This is a genomic window from Streptococcus suis S735, from assembly GCF_000294495.1.
Lineage (GTDB): Bacteria > Bacillota > Bacilli > Lactobacillales > Streptococcaceae > Streptococcus > Streptococcus suis.
This window is the reverse complement of record NC_018526.1, coordinates 360,339-385,136: the sequence shown is the minus strand read 5'-3', so window position 1 is coordinate 385,136 and position 24,798 is coordinate 360,339. Positions and strand designations below refer to the sequence as shown.

19 protein-coding genes are annotated in these 24,798 nt (G+C 40.4%); 3 read left to right on the top strand and 16 right to left on the bottom strand.

Annotated features, from left to right (window positions below; translation table 11 throughout):
• Positions 1–173 precede the first annotated feature (173 nt).
• The 4 genes from YYK_RS01945 to YYK_RS01925 all read right to left on the bottom strand — a co-directional run bounded on the left by YYK_RS01945 (position 174) and on the right by YYK_RS01925 (position 3,836).
• Positions 174–1,094, bottom strand: coding sequence for a hypothetical protein (locus tag YYK_RS01945; protein ID WP_012774980.1), 921 nt, complete (start codon positions 1,092–1,094; stop codon positions 174–176).
• Positions 1,095–1,201: 107 nt separating this feature from the next.
• The gene (locus YYK_RS01940) at positions 1,202–1,747 is read right to left on the bottom strand and encodes an ECF-type riboflavin transporter substrate-binding protein (RefSeq protein WP_011921974.1); all 546 of its coding nucleotides are present in this window, start codon (positions 1,745–1,747) and stop codon (positions 1,202–1,204) included.
• Positions 1,748–1,767: 20 nt separating this feature from the next.
• Positions 1,768–2,616, bottom strand: coding sequence for an SAM hydrolase/SAM-dependent halogenase family protein (locus tag YYK_RS01935; protein ID WP_004194192.1), 849 nt, complete (start codon positions 2,614–2,616; stop codon positions 1,768–1,770).
• A 503-nt stretch (positions 2,617–3,119) separates the two neighbouring features.
• Positions 3,120–3,836: a YebC/PmpR family DNA-binding transcriptional regulator gene (locus YYK_RS01925; protein ID WP_004194195.1), complete on the bottom strand. Its 717-nt coding sequence runs from the start codon at positions 3,834–3,836 to the stop codon at positions 3,120–3,122.
• Between the two features lie 160 nt (positions 3,837–3,996).
• Between YYK_RS01925 and YYK_RS01920 the strand changes: the two genes are divergently transcribed.
• The gene (locus tag YYK_RS01920) at positions 3,997–4,308 is read left to right on the top strand and encodes a PadR family transcriptional regulator (RefSeq protein WP_004194196.1); all 312 of its coding nucleotides are present in this window, start codon (positions 3,997–3,999) and stop codon (positions 4,306–4,308) included.
• 10 nt (positions 4,309–4,318) lie between these two features.
• Entirely contained in the window at positions 4,319–4,945 is a 627-nt protein-coding gene (locus YYK_RS01915; RefSeq protein ID WP_011922666.1) for a DUF2812 domain-containing protein, read from the top strand.
• 70 nt (positions 4,946–5,015) lie between these two features.
• On the opposite strand, the gene YYK_RS01910 is transcribed toward YYK_RS01915, so the two are convergent.
• Both YYK_RS01910 and YYK_RS01905 read right to left on the bottom strand, forming a co-directional pair.
• The gene (locus YYK_RS01910) at positions 5,016–7,184 is read right to left on the bottom strand and encodes a PTS transporter subunit IIBC (RefSeq protein ID WP_011922665.1); all 2,169 of its coding nucleotides are present in this window, start codon (positions 7,182–7,184) and stop codon (positions 5,016–5,018) included.
• Between the two features lie 33 nt (positions 7,185–7,217).
• Positions 7,218–8,009 (bottom strand): endonuclease/exonuclease/phosphatase family protein, encoded by a 792-nt coding sequence (locus YYK_RS01905; RefSeq protein ID WP_011921968.1) that lies wholly within the window; start codon positions 8,007–8,009, stop codon positions 7,218–7,220.
• Between the two features lie 198 nt (positions 8,010–8,207).
• Here YYK_RS01905 and YYK_RS01900 point away from each other — a divergent pair, with 198 nt between their 5' ends.
• The gene (locus tag YYK_RS01900) at positions 8,208–8,915 is read left to right on the top strand and encodes a UTRA domain-containing protein (RefSeq protein ID WP_004194205.1); all 708 of its coding nucleotides are present in this window, start codon (positions 8,208–8,210) and stop codon (positions 8,913–8,915) included.
• Positions 8,916–9,142: 227 nt separating this feature from the next.
• Here the strand turns inward: YYK_RS01900 and glgP are convergent, their stop codons facing one another.
• The 10 genes from glgP to YYK_RS01850 form a co-directional block, all read right to left on the bottom strand.
• Positions 9,143–11,407, bottom strand: coding sequence for a glycogen/starch/alpha-glucan family phosphorylase (glgP, locus tag YYK_RS01895; RefSeq protein ID WP_012774979.1), 2,265 nt, complete (start codon positions 11,405–11,407; stop codon positions 9,143–9,145).
• Positions 11,400–12,908, bottom strand: coding sequence for a 4-alpha-glucanotransferase (malQ, locus tag YYK_RS01890; protein ID WP_011922661.1), 1,509 nt, complete (start codon positions 12,906–12,908; stop codon positions 11,400–11,402). Before malQ ends, glgP begins: the two co-directional genes overlap by 8 nt.
• 182 nt (positions 12,909–13,090) lie before the next feature.
• A complete protein-coding gene (locus YYK_RS01885; protein ID WP_012774978.1) occupies positions 13,091–15,190 on the bottom strand; it encodes an AAA family ATPase in 2,100 nt (699 codons plus the stop codon).
• A 304-nt stretch (positions 15,191–15,494) separates the two neighbouring features.
• The gene (locus YYK_RS01880) at positions 15,495–15,905 is read right to left on the bottom strand and encodes a peptide deformylase (protein WP_012774977.1); all 411 of its coding nucleotides are present in this window, start codon (positions 15,903–15,905) and stop codon (positions 15,495–15,497) included.
• Positions 15,902–16,312 carry an SMI1/KNR4 family protein gene (locus YYK_RS01875; protein WP_012774976.1) on the bottom strand — a complete coding sequence of 137 codons (411 nt, stop codon included), beginning with the start codon at positions 16,310–16,312 and terminating at the stop codon, positions 15,902–15,904. Before YYK_RS01875 ends, YYK_RS01880 begins: the two co-directional genes overlap by 4 nt.
• Positions 16,309–16,908 carry an HNH/ENDO VII family nuclease gene (locus tag YYK_RS01870; RefSeq protein WP_012774975.1) on the bottom strand — a complete coding sequence of 200 codons (600 nt, stop codon included), beginning with the start codon at positions 16,906–16,908 and terminating at the stop codon, positions 16,309–16,311. Before YYK_RS01870 ends, YYK_RS01875 begins: the two co-directional genes overlap by 4 nt.
• Positions 16,905–20,243: an ATP-binding protein gene (locus tag YYK_RS01865; protein WP_012775498.1), complete on the bottom strand. Its 3,339-nt coding sequence runs from the start codon at positions 20,241–20,243 to the stop codon at positions 16,905–16,907. The genes YYK_RS01870 and YYK_RS01865 overlap by 4 nt, the downstream gene beginning before the upstream one ends.
• Positions 20,233–22,767, bottom strand: coding sequence for a dynamin family protein (locus YYK_RS01860; protein ID WP_012774974.1), 2,535 nt, complete (start codon positions 22,765–22,767; stop codon positions 20,233–20,235). The genes YYK_RS01865 and YYK_RS01860 overlap by 11 nt, the downstream gene beginning before the upstream one ends.
• Positions 22,768–22,862: 95 nt before the next feature.
• Positions 22,863–23,582 (bottom strand): MerR family transcriptional regulator, encoded by a 720-nt coding sequence (locus tag YYK_RS01855; protein WP_011922653.1) that lies wholly within the window; start codon positions 23,580–23,582, stop codon positions 22,863–22,865.
• A 95-nt stretch (positions 23,583–23,677) separates the two neighbouring features.
• Complete coding sequence (locus tag YYK_RS01850; protein ID WP_011922652.1) at positions 23,678–24,769, bottom strand: nucleotidyltransferase; 1,092 nt, start codon at positions 24,767–24,769, stop codon at positions 23,678–23,680.
• Between the last annotated feature and the right edge of the window lie 29 nt (positions 24,770–24,798).

The following is a 24,798-nucleotide window of genomic DNA, read 5'->3' as shown; positions in this document are numbered from 1 at the left end:
CTGTCATTTCTAATAAATGATACCTTACGTATTATATCGTTTAGCCCCTCAAAAGACAAAAATCTGAACTGAAAATTTAGAACCTGTATTCGCAGGTTCAGTGCTTATATGTAAAAAAATACGGTAACATGAATGACATGCTACTGCATTTATTGAAGGTTCGCTATAACTTCTTAGTCGTCTAATTCTGTTTTCAGTTGTCGGAGTTTTTCCAAGGTATCATGTCCGATAAGTTGGTCCATTTTTCGCTTATGGCGTCTAGCAATATTTTCCTTCCATTTATCTTCAATAGGATTATGTGGCTTCTCGGCTTTCCTTTGCTCTTTGATTTCTCTTGCCTCCTGCCACTCCACTCCTTTAATAACTTCTTCCCAATAGCTGGCAATGGCAGAGCAGAGATAGAGTTGGACCTTATTCAACCAGTGTCCAAAAAAAGTTTGCGGAGCACTTTCCTCCACTAGCCGATAGGTCCTTTGGATTTCAATAAGTTGACTTTGGTATTTTTCCCACTGGAGCATAGCTTTACTCGGCTTTTTTCGATAAAGTTGACGCTGTTTGATTAGAGCTATATACGGTGCAACAAAACGACTCGTCCGTATCTTGATAAAATTTCTGGAGGAGCGAATGGCCACCAGCATGCCTGAGCCCAATAAGCGTTCAACCTCCCTTGCCTGATTATCTGGAAAACGGTAATGAACTTGCCACCCCTCTTCTTCAACCACTAAGCGAATCTGCATCCTACCATTTTGCCAACTCGCCTCCACCTCTTGCTTTTCATCCCATAACTTTTGAAAAAAGAGAAGAAGGTAATAGCCTTGTTTACTAAGTTCATACCAACTGTTCGTGTGATAAAGGTAGGTCCGAATCGCTCCTTTCATATAAAATTCGCCATGGAAATCATAAAAAGTCGGCTGTTTATATGTAGATTGTGATGGGTGGTTACTAACTCGAAAAACCTTATAATAATAATTATTCCAAAGAATACATCCATAAATTGATTTCGTCGTTTTCGATTGATAAAGACTTAAAACTTCCTCGTCAGGATTGAGTATAGAATGAATAATCGGTCCCAACTTTTCTTCTGTCCAGACCATACTTCTCCCCTTGAACACATGTTTTTGTTTGTTTTATATTATTATATCATATATGTATTTTTTGGTATTGAAAAAACCCTAGAATTTTTTCTAGGGAAAATAAAAACTTAATCTTTAGACAAACTACCTGTCTTCGTTTGAGATTTTGCATAAACAACCAAAAGGAGTGTCCCTGCAATAGCAATTGTAATACTGTTTGCAATACCTGCTACAAGTCCCTGTGCAAAGACCTTATTCGCCGCCTCACTATAGATAAGAATATCTAAAACTGGGGCAATGACTCCCCAAGCAAGCACATTCGCCGCAATCTGAACAAGGTTAAAGAAAAGAATATCCTTCCCTTCAAAAATCCCTTCTTGAATACGCAGACGTTTTTTGGTAAGACCAACAACCAAACCAAAGACCCCTGATGCCAAAATCCATGACCACCATGGACCGTAAGTCAACGAATCCTTAAGCGTGTGCCCAATGAAACCGACCAAGAAGCCAACCACAGGACCAAATACAACTGCCAATAGCGATTGAACAGCGTATTGAAGCTGGATAGAAGTATTTGGGACAAAGGTTGGAATATTGATTAAATGACCAATAACCACAAAGAGGGCTGCGCCGATACCAGTAGCAACGACTGTTTTGATTGAATTATTTTTCATAACTATCTCCTAAAATTTCTTTAATTACTAATACGTTTGATTTCAATATGCCAGTTTTGACCTACACCGACATTATAAGCCTTGGCAAATGAGCCCTGATTAATCGCAACACCTACACGATAGAGGGAATTGATATAAATCAATGGCTGTCCGATACGTACATCCGCAAAGGACTTGCCATAGGTTACTTGGTTTTGATACACAAGCATGTCGTTATTGTATATGGTCACTTCAAAGCGATCTTCAAACTGCGGTTGCAAGGTGTAAAATTCTTCCCTCGTAATCGAGGTCCAAAGCGAGCCAAATCGAACATCCAGAATATCAATTGCACCTTTTACATAGTCCGAACCAACTTCCGTTGGGACTGTTGGAATTTCCACAATCTTATCCACGCTTAATTCTGGACCAACTTCTTCAAAGCTAATGTGTCCAGAAGCCAATTTAGCTCCCGTATAGGCATAAACATCTCGACCATGGAAGGTGTACGAATGTTCTGTATTGGCACGGCGATTGGCCACCTCTGAAATTTCTCGAACCGCCTTTATCCCCACATATTTTTTGATGAAGGATAGCGTCCCATTATCTGGCGTTACAATGTAGTGATTTTGTTCGGTCAAAGCTACTACACTCTTACGTTTTGAACCAACTCCCGGATCGACAACCGAAACAAATGTTGTTCCCTCCGGCCAGTATTCGACCGTTTGAAAGAGGCGATATGAACCCTCAAAGATATTGTACGGAGTAATATCATGAGTTAGATGGTGAACAACTAAATCTCTCGATTCTTGGAGAGCAACACCAATCATCGCTGAAACTGCACCATCAACTAAACCAAAATCTGATTGTAAAACAAGTAAATTATTTGACATACATTCTCCTAATCTTATTACCGTTCTATGATAACAGAAAACCCGTGACCATTCAAATAGATATTTCCAAAGCCTGGCTATAGTTTTTCCTTATACCTCATCTATCAAGCACTCTACTATCAGCCACCGAAAACTCCGCAAATTTTTCCATCGTACCTTATTCAAACTTAAGCTAAAATATCCCCACTTCTCTAGTTCCAACCAACTATCGTCTTTGAGCAATTGGATACAAAGAAAACTGCCTAACGGCAGTTCCAATCTCCAACCTTCTAGGACATCCCACGTACAATGAGAATCGTCTACCGACGATTCCAATCTCCAACCTTTTAATAAAAATGACTGTCCCCCGGACTTTTGAGTATAAAGAAAACTGCCTGCCGGCACGGCAGTTCCAATCTCCAACCTTCTAGGACGTCCCACGTACAATGAGAATCGTCTACCGACGATTCCAATCTCCAACCTTTTAATATAAAAAAACGTGCTACGTAGCACTTTTTTTTATATTAAAACCCATCTACATTTGTGTAGATTTTTTGGACGTCTTCGTCGTCTTCTAGGGCATCGTAGAGTTTTTCAAATGTTGCGAGGTCATCGCCTTCAAGTGATACTTCTGATTGTGGGATCATTTCAAGTTCAGTGACGTTGAACTCTTGGATTCCTGATTCTTTAAGTGCCACGATTGCCTTGTGCAAATCAGTTGGAGCTGTATAGACAGTGATTGTGCCGTCTTCTGCTTCTACGTCATCCACTTCGACATCTGCTTCAAGGAGCAATTCGAAGATCGCATCTGCATCATCACCAGCAAAGACAACCACACCTTTTTTATCAAACATGAATGATACAGAACCAGATGCACCCATGTTACCGCCGTTTTTACCAAAAGCAGAACGCACGTTAGCTGCCGTACGGTTTACGTTTGATGTCAAAGTATCAACGATAATCATAGAACCATTTGGTCCAAAGCCTTCGTAACGACCTTCCACGAAGGTTTCGTCTGTGTTTCCTTTTGCCTTGTCAATGGCCTTGTCAATGATGTGTTTTGGAACCTGCGCTTGCTTAGCACGGTCGATAACAAATTTCAGCGCTGAGTTTGTTTCTGGATCTGGGTCACCCTTTTTCGCTGCTACATAGATTTCAACACCAAATTTGGCGTAAACTTTTGAGTTAGCACCGTCTTTTGCGGTTTTCTTGGCTACAATATTGGCCCATTTACGTCCCATGGGGAACCTCCTACATTTTATAAAATCGCTTTATTATACCATAAATGGCAAGGATTGAGAAGATTTTTAAAATCTTCTTCACTATACAGTTGACATGTATAGTTTCCCGATATATAATATATAGTACAACTATACATTTGAACTACATAGGAGAAACCAAATGAAAAGGAACAAGCATCTCCCCTTAACGGAGACAACCTACTATATTCTATTAGCCCTCTTGGAACCTGCCCATGGCTACCATATCATGCAAAAAGTAGAGGATATGAGTGATGGTGATGTGAAAATCGCTGCAGGAACCATGTATGGAGCGATTGAGAATCTTTTGAAACTAAAATGGATTTGTTCTGTTCCAAGTTCCGATAAAAGAAGAAAAGTCTATCAAGTAACAGCAACGGGCCAAGAGATTATTAAACTGGAAACACAGCGTATTCAAAAACTACATCATATTGCCAAAGAATTAGGTTTTTAAGGAGGAAGCCATGATAAGACACAAATTATTCACCAGTTTACAAGAGGAAGAACATTGGATCAATTCGATTCAATCCGAAGGTTATCAGCTTGTCAAAGTAACTCCGTGGACAGCAACCTATCATTTTGAAAAATGTAGTCGAACCCCTCATCCCGTACGCCTTGATTTTCATGAACATATTGCAAAAGGAGAATATTCAAATTACCTCTCTCTATTTGAAGACTGTGGTTGGCAACCTATACAAGGTAGTCGTAGATGTGGCATCCATTATTTTCAACAAACAATCGAAACTTCAAGCACAGAAATTTTTTCTGATACCGAATCGAAAAAAGCATTCTATTCACGCTACCAAAATTATGCCTACTCCTATTTCGGATTATTTCTGACTTTATTTTTTATCCATTACCAAGTTGGACTCCAAAATGGATACACACTTTGGAATCCTAAATCCTGGTACCTAACTCCAGGACTATGGGAACGAACTGGTACCAGTTTTTGGTTTGGTTTTCTCTTTGAAACCCCATTCGCATTGTTTAGAAGTGGCATTATTCCCTTATTTTTCCTTGCTTGGTCTATTTATTTCCTCCATATCGCTGAAAAAGGTAAAAAAGAAGCGAAGAAATTAGAAAAATACTGATGGCATACTATCCAAAAGAAAAAGATTGAAAAGAGTTGACTGCAATCATCTTTTCAATCTTTTTTACTTTTTACAACTCTACTGTCGCAACTTGGCTATCTTGACTGACCTGTCCAAGATTTTCAAGGCTGACAGATTTGATTTCAGCTGTGTTTGTGAAGGCAACGACGATAGTTGTTTCACGTCCTGCTGAGCGAATGGCTTCCAAATCTGCGACAAGGAGCAAATCCCCTGCTTCAACACGTTGACCATCTGTTACCTTAGTTGAGAATGGAGCACCGTTTAGTGCAACTGTGTCTAAACCAACGTGAACTAAAACTTCTACACCCTTGTCAGACAAAATACCGACAGCGTGTTTGGTTGGGAAGACACTGGTTACAATACCTGAAACTGGTGCGTAAACATTGCCTGAGCTAGGCTCAACTGCATAACCGTCGCCCATCATTTTTTGTGAGAAGACCGGATCTTTCACTTCTGTGATGGCAATGGCTTGCCCTTCAGCAACAGAGTAGACTGTCTCCGTCACACCTTTGAACTGAGTCTCAGGAGCAACTTCTTCTGTCGCAACAATTTCCGTACGAGGAATGGCTACGCCAGATTCTAGCAAGTCTTGAATGTCTGATTTGAGAACATCTGCTTTTGGTCCGTAGACTGCTTGAACACCTGAGTCTTTGATAATCAAGCCCATAGCACCAGCCTGTTTCCAAGCATTTTCATCTCCAACCTGTGCCACATCTTTAACACTAACGCGAAGACGAGTCATACAAGCATCCACATCTGCGATATTATCACGACCACCAAGCAAGTTGATGATTTGAACCACTTGTGAATTGGCATCCGCAGTATCTACGTTTGAGTTTGAAACCACATCCGTTGTTTCTGTATCATAGTTGCCATTGCGTCCAGCTGTTGCTAGGTTGAATTTCTTAATCATAAAGTTGGCAATGAAGTACATACCAACCGCAAAGAGGGCTGTTACCCAGATAAAGTTAATAACATCCATACCGATACCAGCTTTGATCGCCATCGGTGTACGTGTAAGGAATTCGATATTACCAAATGAGTGCATACGCAAGTTGACAATGTCAGCCATGGCAAAAGCCGCACCTTGTACAAAAGCATAAACGACATAGAGTGGCATTGCTGCAAACATGAACATAAACTCAATTGGTTCTGTTACACCTGTCAAGAATACGGCAAGTGCTGAAGAAATAAACATACCTTTGTACTTATGTTTTTTATCTTCATCCACATTGCGGTACATAGCGTAAGTCAATCCCATCAAAATCCCTGATGAACCAATCATTTGACCAACTTTGAAACGGGCTGGAGTAATGTTTGCAAGAAGGTCATTGTACTGAGCCATATCGCCAGCATCTTTGAGGTTGATCAAGTCTGTAATCCAAGCCAACCAGAGCGGATCTTGTCCAAATACTTGTGTACCTGCTTGTGCACCTGTCAAGATGTCATAGGTGCCACCAAGTGATGTATAGTTCATTGGAATGGTCAACATGTGGTGCAAACCAAATGGAAGAAGCAAACGTTCCAAGGTACCATAAACAAAAGGTGCAAGAATTGGTGCTGTATCCTGTGAGCTTGCAATCCATTTACCAAAGCTGTTGATTCCTGTTTGAACAACTGGCCAAAAGATAGCTAATCCTAGCGCTACAAGAACTGAGCGATAGATAACCACAAATGGTACAAAGCGTTTACCGTTAAAGAAGGTCAAAACATCAGGTAATTTGCGGTAATTGTAGTATTTGTTATAGGTTGTTGCCCCTACAAAACCAGCGATGATACCAACGAAGACACCCATGTTCAGAGCAGGCTGACCCAAGATGTTGACGAAGTAGCCTGAAACTGGAATCTCTGTTCCAAAAACAGTGGTTACGGTTGCTGCTGCATCTGCAAGCATGTCAGTCGTCACTCCAAAGAAGTGACCTGTAATCAAGTTAATAAGGATGAAGGCAAGACCTGCTGAGAAGGCACCACCAGCCTTTTCCTTAGCCCAGCTTCCACCGATAGCCAAGGCAAAGAGCAAGTGAAGGTTTCCGATAATCCCCCAACCGATTTGGGCAATGATATTCCCAATACGAATCAAGAGTTCTGATTCTGGGCTGATTAACGGAATAGAGTTTCCGATAGAAACCATCAGACCTGCTGCAGGCATAACTGCAATCACGACCATTAAACACTTACCGAATTTTTGCCAAAATTCGAAACTAAGAAATTTTTTCATTTTTTCTCCTTTATTTTTTGGCTCTGTGCCATTTTATACATTAATTTCAACTTCCACACCAAAATGGTCTGAAATAATCGGACGATTCTCTCCATTGAAAATCACTAAGCTGGATAAAACTTCCTTTTTCTGATTTAAGAAAATGTAATCCAATCGTTTTTCCTGACTGTGACCAGCCCAGCCATCGATAGCCTTTTCAACCGTAATCCCCTGGTCTTTTTCCATCGCTAGATTATATGAATCATAAAGACCGAGCTCTGTAATCGCTTCGTAGGCCTCTCGATCTGAGAAGGCATCGGTATTAAAATCTCCCATAAGAATCTTAAAACGTCTATTGCCAGTCCGTTCCACAATCGTACGAATGTTATCAAGCTGGTCTTCCTCTTCACTCCCTGGAAGATTGATGTGACAAGAATACAGGTCGATCAACTGGTCTTGATAGAAGACCGTCAATCCCATAATTTTTCGTGATAGGATGGAATCAATAGATTTATTCTGACTACAATAAAATTGATCCACTTCATAAACTGGCAACTTGGTAAGAAAGGCAATCCCTTCTTCGTACTTATCGTAGCCGATATGTGAGTTGCTCCAATAATATGAATAGTCAAATTGTCCCAAGGTTCTTAATTTTTCTAATAAAATCAAGCCATAATTATCCGCCTTCAAGTCTTTCGTTACCAAATCAGCAGTTATGAGCTGATTGACCTCTTGAAGAGCGATGACATCATAAGCCTTTTCAGCTATTGTTTGGGCTAAAACATCTAGTTTTTCATCCTGCCTTTCTTCTAACCAGGCGTGGACATTAATTGTTAGTAATTTCATTGCTCCCCCTCTCTCTGAAAATGCGTAACCGTTTTCTTTTATAGGAATAGTATAGCGTAAACGTTTGCATTAGTCAATAGCTTTTCCGTAATATTTTAAACTTTTACGTAAAAGTTGTATATTCTACTAAATAAAATAGATGTATTGCCCCTTTCTAGCTCTTTTATGATACACTAATGGGTAGAAAGACAGGAAACTATGAGTAAGTATAAAAAAGTTTATCAAGATATTAAGAAAAAAATCGAAGAGCAGGTTTGGTCAACTGGACAGGCCCTACCGACAGAAAATGAATTAATGGAAGTGTATTCCTACTCCAAGGACACCATTCGCAAAGCACTATCTCTTCTTGAAATGGATGGTTATATTCAAAAGAAACAGGGGAAATCTTCTATTGTTATCGAACATGGTCTAATGAAGGACCAATATCTTTCTGAAATTAAAACAGCGGGCGAATTGAACAAAAGATCACAGCACCAAATTCAGACCCAGCTTACTTCGCTTTATATTATTCAAGGTCAAGAAGATTTAATGTCAACTTTCGAAGTTGATGATAAGGTAGATTTCTATCGAGTGAGTCGGGTACGGACAATTGACGGTGAGCGGTTGGAATATGACATTTCCTATTTTGACCGTAGGGTCGTCCCTTATCTCAGCAAAGAAATTGCCGAAAGCTCTATTTACCGCTACTTAGAAGAAGAACTCCATTTAACAATTTCTCATTCCAGACGTGAAATTTCCTTCCGTTTTGCAAACGAAGAAGAAAAACAATTGATGGACTTAGGAGACTATGACATGGTCGTCGTGGTCACTAGCATCACCTATCTTTCAAATGGTCAAGCTTTCCAGTATGGAACAATTAGTTACCGTCCAGACAAAGTTAGCTTTGTATCAATGGCGAAACGGTAAAAGGAAACTTTCGATTTTTTTGATCAAGTGTACAAAACTTCTAGAATTTTATAGTTATAAAAAGAATGTCTCTGCTTTTGCAGAGACATTCTTTGCATTTATATACTAAGGAGAGTACCAATAATGGTAAAAACTGGTCGGTTTTTATTCTTCAACACATAGGAAGAATTGATCTGATAAGTTTTGGAGTGGTTCAATCAACTTTCCTACTAATTGTTGGAATTCAATTAGTTACTGTGCCAAATATCTTCATTGTACTGTTCAATCGTACGGTCAGATGAGAAGAATCCAGCTTTGGCAATGTTATGAACAACTTTCTTGTTCCATGAATCTTGATCTTCGTAGTCTGCAAAGACTTGTTCTTTTACTTCAATGTATTCAGCCAAGTCAATCAAGGTCATGAACCAGTCTTTCGAAATCAATTCATGGTGCAGACGGCCAAGACGTTCTTCGTTACCAAGTGCTTTTACCTCATCGCTAACGATAAAGTCAACTGCACGTTTGATATTGGCATCGCCATTGTAGTAGTCCGCAGATACATATCCAGCCTTATCGTACAAGTCGATGATGGTATCTGAATCTTTACCAAATGTATAGATGTTATCCATACCAGCCAACTCAGCAATCTCAACGTTGGCACCATCCATTGTACCAAGTGTCAATGCACCGTTGAGCATGAATTTCATGTTACCAGTACCTGACGCTTCTTTAGAAGCCAATGAGATTTGTTCTGAAATGTCTGTTGCAGGGATGAGTTTCTCAGCAACTGTCACATTGTAGTTTTCTACCAAGTGAACATTGAGGTATTTATTTACTTCTGGGTCATTGTTGATCAACTCTGACAAGCAAAGAATCAAGTGAATGATGTCTTGTGCAATGATGTAGGCAGGTGCCGCTTTACCACCGAAGATAACAGTGATTTTACGTTTCGGAAGGTTACCATTCTTGATTTCAAGGTATTTATGGATAACATACAAGGCATTCATTTGTTGGCGTTTGTACTCGTGGAAACGTTTGATTTGTGTATCAATAATAGAATTTTCATCCAGCTCGATACCTTTGTTGTCTTTAAGGTAACGTTTGAGAGCCAACTTATTGTTGAACTTGATTTCAGCCAACTTAGCATGAACTTCCTTGTCATCAGCAAAGGCAAGCAATTTTTCAAGTTTAGTCGCATCTGTCAAGTATTCATCGCCAATCAATTCTTTGATGTAATCAGCAAGGTCTTGGTTGGCAAATTCCAACCAACGGCGGAAAGTGATACCGTTTGTTTTATTGTTGAATTTTTCTGGATAAAGCTCGTAGAAAGCTTTCAATTCAGAGTTTTTGAGGATTTCTGTGTGAAGCGCAGCTACACCGTTCACTGAGTTAGAGAAGTGGATATCCATGTGAGCCATGTGTACACGACCTGATTCATCAATGATTTGGACTGCTGGGTCTTTAATTTCTGCACGAATAAGGGCATCCAATTCTTTGATGATATCAACCAAGTGTGGCACCACTTCTTCAAGGAACTCAAGTGGCCATTTTTCAAGTGCTTCCGCCAAGATAGTGTGGTTTGTGTAACCAGTCATATTCTTAACGATGGCAACTGCTTCCGCAAATTCAATACCATGCTTTTCAGTCAAAAGACGGATCAACTCAGGAATCACCATTGATGGGTGAGTATCGTTGATTTGCACATAAGCGTAGTCAGCCAAGTCATGCAAGTTTGAACCGCGCTCAATTGCTTCATCAATCAAAAGTTGAGCAGCATTTGATACCATGAAATATTGTTGGTAGATACGGAGCAATTCACCATTCTTATCAGAATCATCTGGGTACAAGAAGAGTGTCAAGTTTTCTTTAATATCAGTCTTGTCAAATGAAATACCGTCTGTAATCAAGTCATAGTTTACTGACTCAATATCAAACAAATTGAGGTAGTTCTTAGTCTCTTTTTTATAGCCAAGAATATCAAGACGATCCAATTTTGATTTCAAAGTGAAGTTTTTGAATGGAACATCATAGCTGATAGTTGTTGGAATCAACCAAGAATCATTTTCAATCCAGAAGTTTGGCTCTGCTTCTTGCTCATTTTTCTTAAATACTTGGCGGAAAAGACCACAGTGGTAGTTCAGACCAACACCTTCACCGTTGATAGCAAGTGTTGACATAGAATCAACGAAACATGAAGCTAGACGTCCCAAACCACCGTTACCAAGTGATGGTTCTGGTTCAACATCTTCAACCTGCGCCAATGATTTACCAGCTGCTGCCAATTCTGCTTGAACGTCTTTATACACACCCAAGTTAATCAAGTTGTTTGACAAGAGTTTACCGATAAGGAACTCAGCTGAGATATAGTAAACTTTACGTTTTCCTGTGTTTTTTGGTTTTGAAGCTGCTGCATCTTTTACATAGTTCAACAGTTGAAGATAGATTTCTTCATTTGTCAAATCAGCTAATTTCTTCGAAGTATTTGTTTCTGCAAATGTTGTAAATTTAGTCATGGTTTTCATTTCCTCGTTGGTATAGTAATGTCATTTTTGTCAAGAAGTCTTTGCGTTCTTGGGTCAAGTCTTCAGCTTTCATGCGCCATTCCCAGTTTCCACCGATAGTTGACGGCATATTCATTCGACTTTCTTCTCCCAAGTCTAGGACGTCTTGCATGGTTGCGATAGCTGTATCACTCACTGTTGCAAACAGCATACGGAGCATAGCTTGGCTAACTTTTTCAATCGGCTTACGGTTGCTGTAGGCATCCACGTATTCTTGTTGTTCTGGATCAAGATTGTTGTACCAGCCATTGACAACCTCATTATCGTGAGTTCCAGTGTAGGCAACTGAATTTGGAATGCAACGGTGTGGAGCATCGATACTCTTACCTGTTACATCAAAGAAACCAAATTCTAAGATTTTCATGCCTGGATAGCCACAATCCGCAAGCAATTTGCGAGCTTTAGCGTCAATGTTTCCAAGGTCTTCTGCAATGATTGGAAGGTCTCCAAGTGTTTCTTTGACAGCCTTGAAGAGATTGTAGCCAGGACCTGGTTCCCAAGTTCCAACTTTTGCCACCTCTGCCTTACCATCAACTTGCCAGAAGTCTGAGAAACCTTTGAAATGGTCAATCCGAAGGACATCATAAAGTTTGAAACTTTCATGGATACGATAAATCCACCAGTTATAGCCTGTTTTTTCATGTTCTGGCCAATCGTAAATAGGATTTCCCCATAATTGACCATCTGCCGAGAAGTTATCAGCTGGTACACCTGCTACATAAAGCGGCTTGCGTTCACTGTCCAATTTGAATAGTTGGGGTTTTGTCCACACTTCAACGCTATCAGCAGAAACATAGATTGGCATATCTCCGATGATTTTGATGTGGTGTTTGTTGGCATATTCTTTCAATTGTTTCCATTGGCTGAAGAAGAAATACTGTGTGACTTTGTAGTAGTCGATTTGATTTGCCAATTCTAAGCGGTACTTATCAAGAGCTTCCTCATTGCGAGCTACAACTTTTTTATCTTCCCATTCTTGGAGAGCTTTATTACCAAAGTATTCCTTGATAGCCATGAACTCCGCATAATCTGTCAACCAAGATGAGTTAGCCTTTTCAAACTCTAGAAAAGCAGCTTTCTTCTTATCATCTTGTAAAAATGCTTGAACTGCCTTCTCCAAAATTGGTCGACGAACTTGATAGATAAGAGCATAGTCTACTTTTTCAGGATTATCTCCAAAATTTACATCTTGGAAATCTTCTGTTGCCAATAAGCCATCTTCAACCAAGAGGTCAAAGTCTATCAAGTGTGTATTTCCTGCAATAGCAGAGAAAGACTGGTAAGGAGAATCTCCATAGCTTGTAGTTGTTAGTGGTAAAATCTGCCAGTAGGTTTGCTTGGTTTCCACCAAGAAATCTACAAAATCATAGGCAGACTGTCCAAAAGTACCAATACCAAACTTACCTGGAAGTGAGGTAATATGCATCAAAATTCCACTGGTACGATTTGTCATAAAAACGTTTTCCTTTCTGTCGGTTACGAATATAGTTTAACGCAAACGTTTGCACTTGTCAAGGATTTTATAAAAAAAGTTTTAATGTGCTCTAGAAAGCCTATTTTATAGCATTTGTTAGCGAATAACAAAAAAGAAAAAATCAGATATTTCTATCCGATTTTTCAAATTCTTCACTATTTTTAAGCAAAGCTTTGCTCTTTTATTTGGATGCTTCCATCAACCACATCCGCTTCCAGATATTTGACATCAACATGATCCAAATAGAAATCCGTCACCTTATCACGAATCTGATTTTCAATCACACGGCGCAGAGGACGGGCTCCCATGGCCTTGTCATAGCCTTCTTCCATCAAGAATTCTTTGGCAGCTTCCGTTACCGTTAATTGGATGCCTTTCTTCGCCAGGGTATTATTGACCTGGGCCAAGAGTAATTCTACAATGGCTTTGAGATCATCTTTATCCAAATGCTTGAACTCGATGACTGCGTTAAAACGATTGAGAAACTCTGGGCGGAAGAATGGTGCGATGCGGTCCATGATGTCTTGATTTTCTTCACCTTCTGCCATTCCATAACCAAAACCTGCATTAGAAGTCGCGATAATAATGGTATTTTTAAAGTTAACTTGGTTGCCCTGTCCATCAGTCAAATGCCCATCATCTAGCACTTGCAAGAGAAGGGTAATCACTTGTGGATCAGCTTTTTCAATCTCATCCATAAGAACGATTGAGTACGGATTGCGGCGGACGCGCTCGGTAAGAGTATGGGAATTGTCATCGTAGCCAATGTAGCCAGCTGTGGTACCGATTAATTTGGAAACGGCTGTCCGATCGCTGTATTCAGACATATCCAAACGAATAATGGCATCCTTGTTACCAAACAAGTCTAGTGCTAACTGTTTTGCCAACTCTGTCTTACCCACACCTGTCGGACCAACAAAGAGGAAGGAACCAATTGGACGGTTGCCATCATCAAAACCTGCACGATTCCGACGAATGGCACGAGATACAGCTTCCACCGCATCGTCTTGACCGATAACGTTTGCTGCCAGACGATTTTTCAATTCCTTGAGTCGTTCAATGTCAGAAGCTCCCATTTGAGAGACTGGAATTCCTGTCATCCGCTCAACCGCCTGAGCCACATCATTAACAGTCGCCACCACTTTCTGTTGCTCCGTATGATTATCAATCTGTTTTTGTAGCTTATCAATACGGACTTTTTCATTCAAGGCTTTTTCATAATCCTCTTTTTCAGCTGCTTCCAACTGCAACTGTTTTGCCTCAGCCATTTCTGCTTCTAAGGTCTGAATATCTGTCACAGGATGTTGTGCAGCCAAATGTGCAGCGGTCACATCGACTAGGTCAATAGCCTTATCAGGCAAGCTACGTTGTGGAATATATTGGACGGAATAATCAACCGCAGCTCTCAAAACCTCATCTGGCAATTCAATATTGTGGTGGGCTTCATAAAGCGGCTTAATCCCTTTCAAAATCTGGTAGGTGTCCTCTGCGGACGGAGCATTGACCTTGACTTCATTGAAACGACGAGCCAGAGCAGCATTCTTGTGAATAGTATTGCGGTATTCGTCCTGTGTAGTGGCACCGATAACCGTCAATTCCCCACGGGATAAAGCTGGTTTGAGAATATCCGCTAAACCCTTGGAACCTGAGTCTCCGCCAGTGCTACCAGCTCCCAAAATCTGATGAATTTCATCAAAGAAGAGAATGATATTTCCAGCTTTTTTGACTTCATCCACAAGATTCTGCACATTTTCCTCAAAAGCTCCACGATACTGAGTCCCAGCCTCCAAGCCTGAAATGTCGATGGAGATGATTTCCTTGTTCTTAATGGCTGCTGGCACATCACCATTGACAATGGCTTGAGCCAATCCTTCTACTACCGCTGTCTTTCCGACACCAGCATCACCGACCAAAACAGGATTATTTTTCGTACGGCGAGCTAGGATTTCAGAGGTTTCTTGGATTTCCTTGTTTCGTCCAATGACTGGATCCAACTTACCTTCACGCGCATCTTGTGTCAAATTGCGACCAAGTTTTGCAAGAATTCCGTCTGACTTTATCTGACCTTTAGCCTGTGTTTGAGCCACTTCTTCTGTCTGTGGCAGGCGACCAGTCTGACGGTACATAGCAAATTCTTCTGGTGTCACTTCACGCCCATTGATAGAATAACGGCGACGTTCTGTGCTGTAGCCACCCATGTTGCCCATGAGTTGATTGAAAATGTCGTCCATATTGTTAAAGTTATTGAAATTGTTGTTCATAGTTTTTACCTCGTTTCATGTTATGTTTTTATTGACCAAAACTGACCTTTTTGTGATAAAAAAATAGTTAATAGGGTATAATCCTGTCTTTCATAGCAACCTCCTTAGAAGTTTGTCTTTTACTGACCATTTAGTCAATTTGTCGGTCAAACTTTTTTGTTTGACCTAAACTGACCTTTTGTTCAAAGAATTTGTAAGGCCCTTTACCTTACGAATCTTATTTTACATCATTGGTCAGTAAAAGTCAATAGTTTTGTTTGACCTTTTTTGACTTTTATACAAAAAAATCTACCTGACGGTAGATTTAGATGATAATCCCTTCCAAATGATCTAGTTCATGCTGAACAATCTGGGCTTGGAAGTCTGTCAGCTTTAGGCTGATCTTTTTCCATGAAGCATCAAAAAACTCCACTTCAATCTCCTGATAGCGTGTCGTCGGGCGAGTACCTTCCAGCGACAGGCAGCCCTCTTCTGTCTGATAGGGCTTGGCCTTGCTGATGAGGACGGGATTGTACATGACCAGGTTGGTAAAACCCATATTGACGATGATAATCCGCTTTTTGACGCCAATCATGTTGGCCGCCATGCCCACGCAGGCATGAGCATTGGCTGCTAAAGTGTCCTGCAAGTCCTGACCGACCTGCACATCTAGCTGAGTCGCAGGCTCAGACTTCTGCTGCAGGAAGAAAATATCTTTCATAATAGGTTGAATCATGGGGTGTCCTTTCTGGCTACACATTCTTCCAGATAGGACGCAATTGAGGAATGAATCTCTTTTTCTAATCCATTGTGCCACAAAAAGACTTTACCAGTCGAATCCGCTAAAACAAGCATATCATCAAAATGTAGATCCTCTAAAATAAATTTCTCTTTAGGAAAATTTTCATACAGACTACGCGCTTCCAAGGTGGTTGCAACTACATCGGTCCAAGTATCTCCTTTCAATCCATTCCATTCTGTTCCATAGAATGAAATCACCCCATACTCTTTCAAATAGTCCTTATACTCTGCTGGAAATATCAACTGAAGCTTACTCTCAGCCACTGCCACTTCTTGCTCACTAGCAGGGCTACCGCTATAAAGACCTTGGACTACTTTTATTTTATCTACTAACTGACTCATACTTGTTCCTCCATAAGTACTTTAGCAATTGATCGCTTATCTCTAGCAAAATCTAAACCATGATCAACATCAGATTTACCTGGCTTATGCAACATTTCTTTATTCCCATTCTTAATGTGTTCTTCTTTCGTCAATAAGGCATAATGACCACCGTTTTTTTGACCGATATGGTGAACTTCTAAAGGTTGACCATCCTTTATCGGTAGTAATCCACTTTGCAATCGCTCTGCGTTGGTTCGCCCCTGTGAGTCTACAACTCTATCAAACGATAAATCTTTTGGAATAAGACAAAATCGTGGCTCCCCATTTTCTTTCTGTCCAAATTGCACAGCTCGCATTCCTATGTCCATATAATGCTTGAGTTCCTGAGAATTGTAAATATCCTTAGCTATCTCTTTGGGAAACCCTTGGGCTTGAGCTAGAAATTCTTGAGGCTTGCTCAGACCATCATAGCGAAAAGTGGTTTTATTATCAGATGCAGCTTCCAATCGCTTATCTGAATCTATCGGCTTTTCAAAGGCATCTATCGCTCGTTTGCCAACTTCATTTACGACAGGCTTAACTGCCTCCGCAACAGTTTTCAATCCTTCTATCATATTAAGTCTCCATTTCGTAACCAATCCTGCATGGCCTTGTGGTCTTTTAGTTCAAATAAATAATAACAAGTCATCAAGCCCTGTACTAAATCCCGTCTGGCCTGCTCACTGATCGTCTCAGGTATACTACTGTCAATTTCCTGCTGAAGTACCTGTGTCAAAGCGGGTGGCTCTAACCCTTTTTCTGCTTTCAACCGAATTTTCTCGACTAATTCTGGGTATACTTTCCCGAGAATGTGCGCCAGTTCATGCATACTAAAATTATCTGGGGATGTTGTTCGTAAGAAGTTAAAGATTCTTACTTGAGTCAAACTATCAAGACCTACTGCTAGAGTTAATTCTTGTAATTCTTCAAAAGACAAGGTGCTATCTAGGTTTGGGCTAGTAGTCAGTAATTCTAAAATAGCCAAGCGGTGATAGGGTGATTCTGTCCTTACTAATTGGGTTGGTTGTTGAAATACCATTTCAGTTGAGTCATACTTTGCCACCTTACATAAAACTGGTTCCAGCCATTCATTTTGATAGACTGCTGCGACACCTTTCGGCAGTTTGGCCAATTCATTTATTTGTTCTTCATTTAGATTAGCAGACTTACCAACCAACTCCCTATCGGAATATTCAGGTAAGCGCAAAATAATCTTGGTATTGGTATTACGAATAACAGCTAAGTCTAAGAGACCTGGCGACTGATCTGCGATAATAAAGCCCTCTCCATATGTCCTCATCTCAGCGATGGCATTGGTCAACATCTCCACACTTTTTCCAAGTAAATTACTAGATTCGGTTGCCTGTTCTGTTGATGTACGTTTCAAGAGATTGTGGGCCTCTTCTAAAACAGTCACATGGCGGAGCTGCTGATTCATACCCTGACTAGAAACCATTCGGTATTCTTGCATTTTTAAAATGAGGAGACCCATTATCAGCGATTTGGTCTCACTAGAACCCAGACGACTCAAATCCACGATAACATTTTCATCAAATAACTTCTCGGATGAAATCTCATCTTCTGTAAACATCAACTGGTAAATCCCCGTTGTCAGTGACTCCAAGCGTGTCAGCAAAGCTCCTTTATAGGCTCCCTTATTATCATTGTCGTATTCGCTCGAGTCGATAATTTCTCTGATTGTCCGTAAGACATCTGCAAACGTTGGGAAAATGGTTTTTGAATAAGTATTCACTGACGAAATCAAATCCCAGCCACAATCTTGATAGGCTTGTTCAATGGCTTTTTTCAAAACAGCAGGCATCGCTGCATACATTGGCCAACAAACATTGAAGAGTTCTACAAGACGGTCTAAATGTTCTAGGATATGAATGCCTTCAGGGAAGCTGAATGGATTTATTTTTAATAAGGGAGTGATAGTTGGATTGGTTCCAAAAACTGCCACATCCTCATCTGAGCCAAAAACCTGCTTATATTCTCCTTTAGCTGGCTCTACAACCAAAAATTTAATTCCTTTTTCCCTAGCCTGAGCGAGCAATTGATAGACGGTATTACTCTTACCTGTACCTGTACTACCTGTAATAAATGTATGGGAGGCCAAGGAAGGTAAGGAAAGCTGAACTGCTGTATTTTCCTCATGATTCATGTGGAAAATATTTCCCAAAGGAAGTTGCTCCTGATCATCTTTCTCCTCAAAAGTAGAGATATTACGACCAAACTGAGCACACTCTAAAACAGGAAGACCGGCAATCGATTTCTGAGGAAAATTGAGAGCATAGGCTAATTCCTTTCCAGACAGTGGCGTGGCTGCTGTGACGATTTCTGGATAAACTGCAAATTCTTCATCAATCTCTAGAATTTCTGGGTTGAAACCAAAGAGAGGGTGGCGTAAATCTCTCAAGTAGGCAGTCAGTGCTTTAGCCTTATCACGTTCCATTTGAACATCCCCACGCCAAAGATTGACAACTGTTTGCGACAGATGCGATTCTTCTCCCTGAGTCAAGGCCAAATAGGAATGGGCAACGTTATTGGCAATAGTTGGATCTTCACTCAAAACATAGGCAGAAAAATCCCATAGTCCCAAGGCAGTAGACAATTCCAAACGCTCCATCTGCTTGTCTAAATTTTTTAGAGCGTGCTGAACATGGTGGTTGACAAAGGACTGACTAATGCCTTCATTTTTCCCAATGGTAGCAGTCACACTGGAAGTTCGAGCAAAATTAGCTCCAAAATTGGCACCTAGACTGCTAGAAACTGTTTTCCCAACGGCATTGGCAACCGAGGCTGTTTTGCCTATTGTATTGGTGATGCCTTTGGCGATTGATTTGCTTTTGTTCCAATTATGACCTCCGTTGAGTATTTTAATATTTACACCTGCTTGCCAACCACTTCCTTTGGTATTGGTCTCCGTCTCACTAGTTCCTCTTGACTCAGTTTGACCTTGCGAATGGGTTTGGGTTAGATTGTGACCTGTCTGGCTTCCGACACTGGCACCAATATTAACCCCAACAGTTGCAGAAGAGCCTCTGGAATCTGATTCTGTCAATTGGAACTGGGTCTGCCAAGTGGCATAAGGAGATAGGTTAGAATAAATCTGAGAAAGATGCAATTTTCTATCTGTAACATCCAAAACTGGCGTTGCCAGGAGGACAAGAATGTATTCTTGTTCTTTGTTTTCAGGTACAATGCCATCCAATAATTTTTCGATTGTCTGACTGATGAACTTCTCTGATTTCTCCGTTGGAATATTAGAAGCTGTTGCTACTGAGTAGGGAATATAGTCCTCAAAACAAGGCAGGCTACCTCTTCCAACCTCCTCTTTCCAAGCTGCACCTGGAAAATTTCCCTTGATAGCTGAGACCAATCGCTTGCGGTAACTATCAACATCTGCATTACTATCCGCATTTTCAGTGTTAGTGACCGCTAAATATACAGATGTTTCCTCCTGTTTACGGTGGAAAACAAGAGAAATATTACAAGGAGTTGTTGACAAGACCTCATAAACACTGACCAGTTTCTCCAAACTATTTTCCTGCTTATCCGTCACCCACTTGGTAATGTTGATGTAGCGGATATTATAACCACTCTTAAATTCGCCTTCATCGATCAAAACTCCCTCATCTTCTAAACGAAATTCCGTTTTATTGTCAATCGGAAGATAAAGGTCTTTTAACTGAGGTAGATAGGCATTATAGACTTCTACGCCAGCAATTGCTAACTGTTTCCTAAAGTATTCCTCCGCAGCCTCACCTGACAAATCAGGAATTTGATCCCGATAAGTCGCCATTTGAGCCTGCACTTTTTCAAGCTGCTCTGGACTCAATTCTGATAATTTTGAAACACCGTCTGCTGCCTTGGTAGCTACTTTTTTTATCATCTTCTTAATAACCATTTGCTACTTCCTCATCATCTTTCCATGCCATCAAGTCGTGCAAGTCCTTAGAATACTCATGTAGATTTTGCAAGTTGGTTGATAATTCCTCAATCTTCACTCGGTTGTCCTGTATTAACAAATTCGTAGAATGAAGGTCTGGACTAAACTCTACAATATTCTCCGTTACCAAATGCAATAAGGCTTCAACCCATTTATAAAAAGTCGCTTGATGGTGACTAATCAATTGCTCATTGATATGCTTGTAAGCAGTTTTTAACAAACTATTATAGCGTTTTTCTAGCTTTTGTAAATCGATCTTGTTGGCATCACCAAATATCTGGATGTCTCCCAAACGGAATCCTTCTACCAATGATTTTTGATCAAATAATTGCTTGGAATCATGGTACAAAACTGGCTGCTGGAATTGGAAAATGATTTCTTTAATAGCCGCCCGCTTTTGATCTGACAATACGGACGCATCACCAATGAGCTGAGAAAATCTATCTTTAATCAATCCTGTCTGCTCCTTCCAATAATGAATTGACAGAGTCGTAAAGTCTTTTCCAACCTCTTCCACTTGTTTAATGTATTCAAACCTTGCAAAAGTAATTAACTGATCCCGAACTTGACCTTTGGCCTTGGTCTTCATTTTATTATAGTCATCAACCTTCGAAAACACTTTTCCCGTATCGTTAAAACCATTTACAAATGCTGAACCTAGGATTTCAATATTTTTCTTATCCCAGGCTTTTCCTAAACTATTCTTGATATTGTTTAGGGCTTTCTTAGGAGATTCTGCCATTTCTTTTTGATAGGATTTCAATTGAAAATCATCAACTGCCTTACTCCATAGAGAGTCCCGCTCTTTTATGAACAGTTGTAACGGAGCATAATGTTTCTCATCCCTTACTTTCTCATTCAAGTTTTGTTGGTATACCGTCGATGAGGAATTGAAAAAATCAGCTTGTTGGCGTTTTAAATCATTCACCAATGCCAGCTTGTCTTTCTCCAACTTTTTCTCTAAACGATCTTTTTCTTGCTCAATTGTTTTCTTGGAATCTTCAATGATTGACTGCGTTTGAGAAATAATATGCTGCAAATACTGGTCCGCCTGTACACATTTATTATAAGCCGCATACTTGGTTGAAAAAACCTCAATTTCCGACTCTAAACTGTACAGTCCACTGTTGGCATAGAGAAGATTTCTCTCCTCCTTAGACTGCAATTCCTGAGCCAGTTTCTGCTGAGTTGGAAGAATATTATAAGTATACAACTGTTGATAATAAGGATTTGAAGCGTCTGTAAACTCAGCCAAACTTTTTTGATAAACTCTCTCATAATCTGGCTCTTGGAAAAGACCGCTGGTTTTTGACCCCAAGCCCATTAGAGAGGATAGGAAATAAACTCTTTTTGTTGATAATTTTCTTGGAAGGGCTTGATTTAATACCTGATGATCTTGAAAAGTTGATAAGGCCGCAGTGTCTGCTTTGTTAACAACTAGTATTGTATACCGTAAATCAATTCCGTCTATTTGTTCTAATTCCTGATAGAGTTTATCATTGTCTACAGTATCTAAGCTAGTGTATTCCGATATAAAAATAGGCAAACCATTGCTCATACCCGCCATAGCCTCACGAAGAAGCTGCAAATGCTCCATATTGGTCGAAGAATTGGAACCTGGAGTATCAAATATGATGTAGCGATGAGAAGATTTTGACAGTGGACTATCGGTAAACGCTGTTTTCACAGTGATAATATTCAAATCACTATCTTCCCTAGCATTCAAATAAGCCAACACAGCCCGTGCTAGTATTTGCGGAGTTGTTTGTGGCAAACTCTGACGAATGGATTCTAAATCTTTGATAATTGTCTCATCAATCCTGTCGCCTTCAACCTCAAAGCCGTCCTCATCAATTCGGATACAAACCTTATTTCTTAGAAGTGTTCCTTCTATTTCAATCCATTTTTCAGCAAATTTCTCAATTTGTATAATTTTCGCTGTTGTAGGTTGGTCACTGGCAGGCAATAACTCATATCCTACCAATGAATTGATAAAAGTAGACTTCCCTGCACTATAATTTCCCAAAACCAATAATGGAATCTGAGGTTTTGTTGCATCTTGAAACTTTTGTATGGCTGCGTCATGTTCAAGTTCTTCAGGAAGAATGACCTGAGTTTTATCAAAAATAGAAAGAACTTCAGGTAGAATATCTCGTGCATTTGTCAAGCTATAAGCAGATTTCTTCAAAGAAATAGAAGAATTATTTAACGATTGGACAAATGTTTTCAACTCCTGAAATTCATCACTATTTCCTTCAAATAACAAGTCAATCCCTGTTCCATCATCATATTCTGCCACCAGAATATCTACTATTTCTTGGATATGAAATGATAGCACCCCTTTTTGAATATTTTCCCTTACCAAACGACTATTTGGATTGGATTCAAATGTAATTTCCTCCCAAACTTCTGTAATCGGTTGTTGCTTTTGAAAAACAATACTTTTATGAAATGGATTGCTGATTATTTTTATCTTTGTCATACTAGATCCCCATCTTTATTCTATGTTTTATTATACCATATATAAAGCGTTTTCATAATACTAAAAAAGCCTAGTTCTCACTAGACTTCTTTCGTTTATTCTTTGCAATAAACTGCTATTGCCTGACTGACAAAGGACGCTGTACCTTCTCCTCCCACTTGATCAATAAATTGAGTAAACCGGTTATCTGCAATATACATTTGTCCTAGACTTGCTAGAATTTCATTGGTACAATTATAAAAATTCTCACTAATATAAGCTTTAAGAACCTCTACCTGTTTATGAACTTTAGAATCATCAGCTGATAAACTCTTCATTTTTCCAAATTCCATCATAATACCAGACATTTCTGCACTTATATGAGCAAACCCTTCCTGATTCGTCTTAGCAGAAAACTCCTGAAAAGCTGCGGTATTACCCCATCTTTCTTTAGCTTCCTCCTGGAAAGCCAACAAATCAGACTTATCAAACACTTCAAAATTCATGTAATTTTCTCCCTTCTGCTGTAAAGACTTGGCATGCTTTATGACTTTTTCCAAGTGCTTCTTTTTCAACTCCAGTAATCTAATCTGGTCTTTCAAAGCTGACTCTCTATCATAAGCTGCATTCCCTACAATTTTTTTAATTTCTTTGAGAGGAAATTCCAATTCACGAAAAAGTAAGATTTCTTGCAACTTTTCAAACGCCTCATTATCATAGTAACGATATCCGTTTTCCGCAATAAAACTAGGTGTCAGCAAATTTATTTCATCGTAATAATGAAGTGTGCGCACACTGATACCTGAAAGCTGACTCATTTCCTTCACTGTTTTCATGGATAATCTCCTCTCATAAATAGCAGTATAATCTATGACCCAGCGTTAGAGTCAAGGGAAAAATTATAAAAATTTTCTATTTTCAACTCAGATTCTCACTCCACCCTCACCGGCACGCGCCCATAGGTCTGCTCTGCCATTGCGTCAGCGCCCAGTTGATAGACCAAATCCGCCTGCTGGGTCAGGCTGTCCCAGGGCTCTTTACCGATCCGCGTCACCAAGCCCACTCGCTCCTTGACCTGCTTGAGATAGGCCTGACCTCGAGCCGAGAAGCCTAGCACATGGACCGCATCTGGTAAGGGAGTTTCCACCGCATTAATCAGGATGTAGGTCAACACCCGCCGCACCCGCGCCTTGGTGTAGCGCTTGGTCGTAACGGCCTCCACTAACTCCTCCACGGTCGCTACGCTCCCAATGGCAGAGCGGATACGACTGGCTAGTTCTTCGTTCACCTGAAAGACCTGACTGAGATCTGGGTGGGTCGTAATCTGGTAGCGGAGCAGAGGAAAATAGTTTCTCCAGCTTACCTTGGTCGCCTCTTCAAAGAGACTGGCAGACGGTAAAAAGTCACGAACCAAGTCCAGCTGGTCAGCACCCTTTCGGATAGCTATCGCCGAGGCGTAGGACGTTTCCACCTCTTCCGAATGAAAACCAGCTCCCTGCCGTTGAACAGGGCTGAGCTGAATGCCTGTTCCAGCCACCCCCTTAGCATAAGCCAGAGCCAGAATATGATTTGGCGTATCACCTGTGAAGGTTAGACCCGCAAATTCCTGCCACATGGCCTGGGTCTTCTGTGGATAAGAGAAATTGTCTGGCAAGTTTTTCACAAAATTTTCCATCTCTTCCGACTTATCCACATAGATATCCGCAATTTTCTGATAATCCAGCATTTCTTCTGTACCGAAAACCAGTTTTTCCACACCTAGCCTGTGTAAAATGCTGATTGCTCCCTTGGCGAAATGGTCAGCCGACTGGACCGACACCAAAAAGGGCATCTCGACAACAAGATCTGCCCCGTGTTCCAAAGCCATCTGAGCCCGTGTCCACTTATCCACAATGGCTGGCTCACCCCGTTGCATAAAATTGCCAGACATGACGACAATTTTCAGCCCCTCGGCCTGTTCCAGCAGGTATTTATGCCCCGTGTGAAAGGGATTGTATTCTGCTATTATCCCTGAAATAGACATGCATTTCTCCTATTTTTTGTATTTTAATT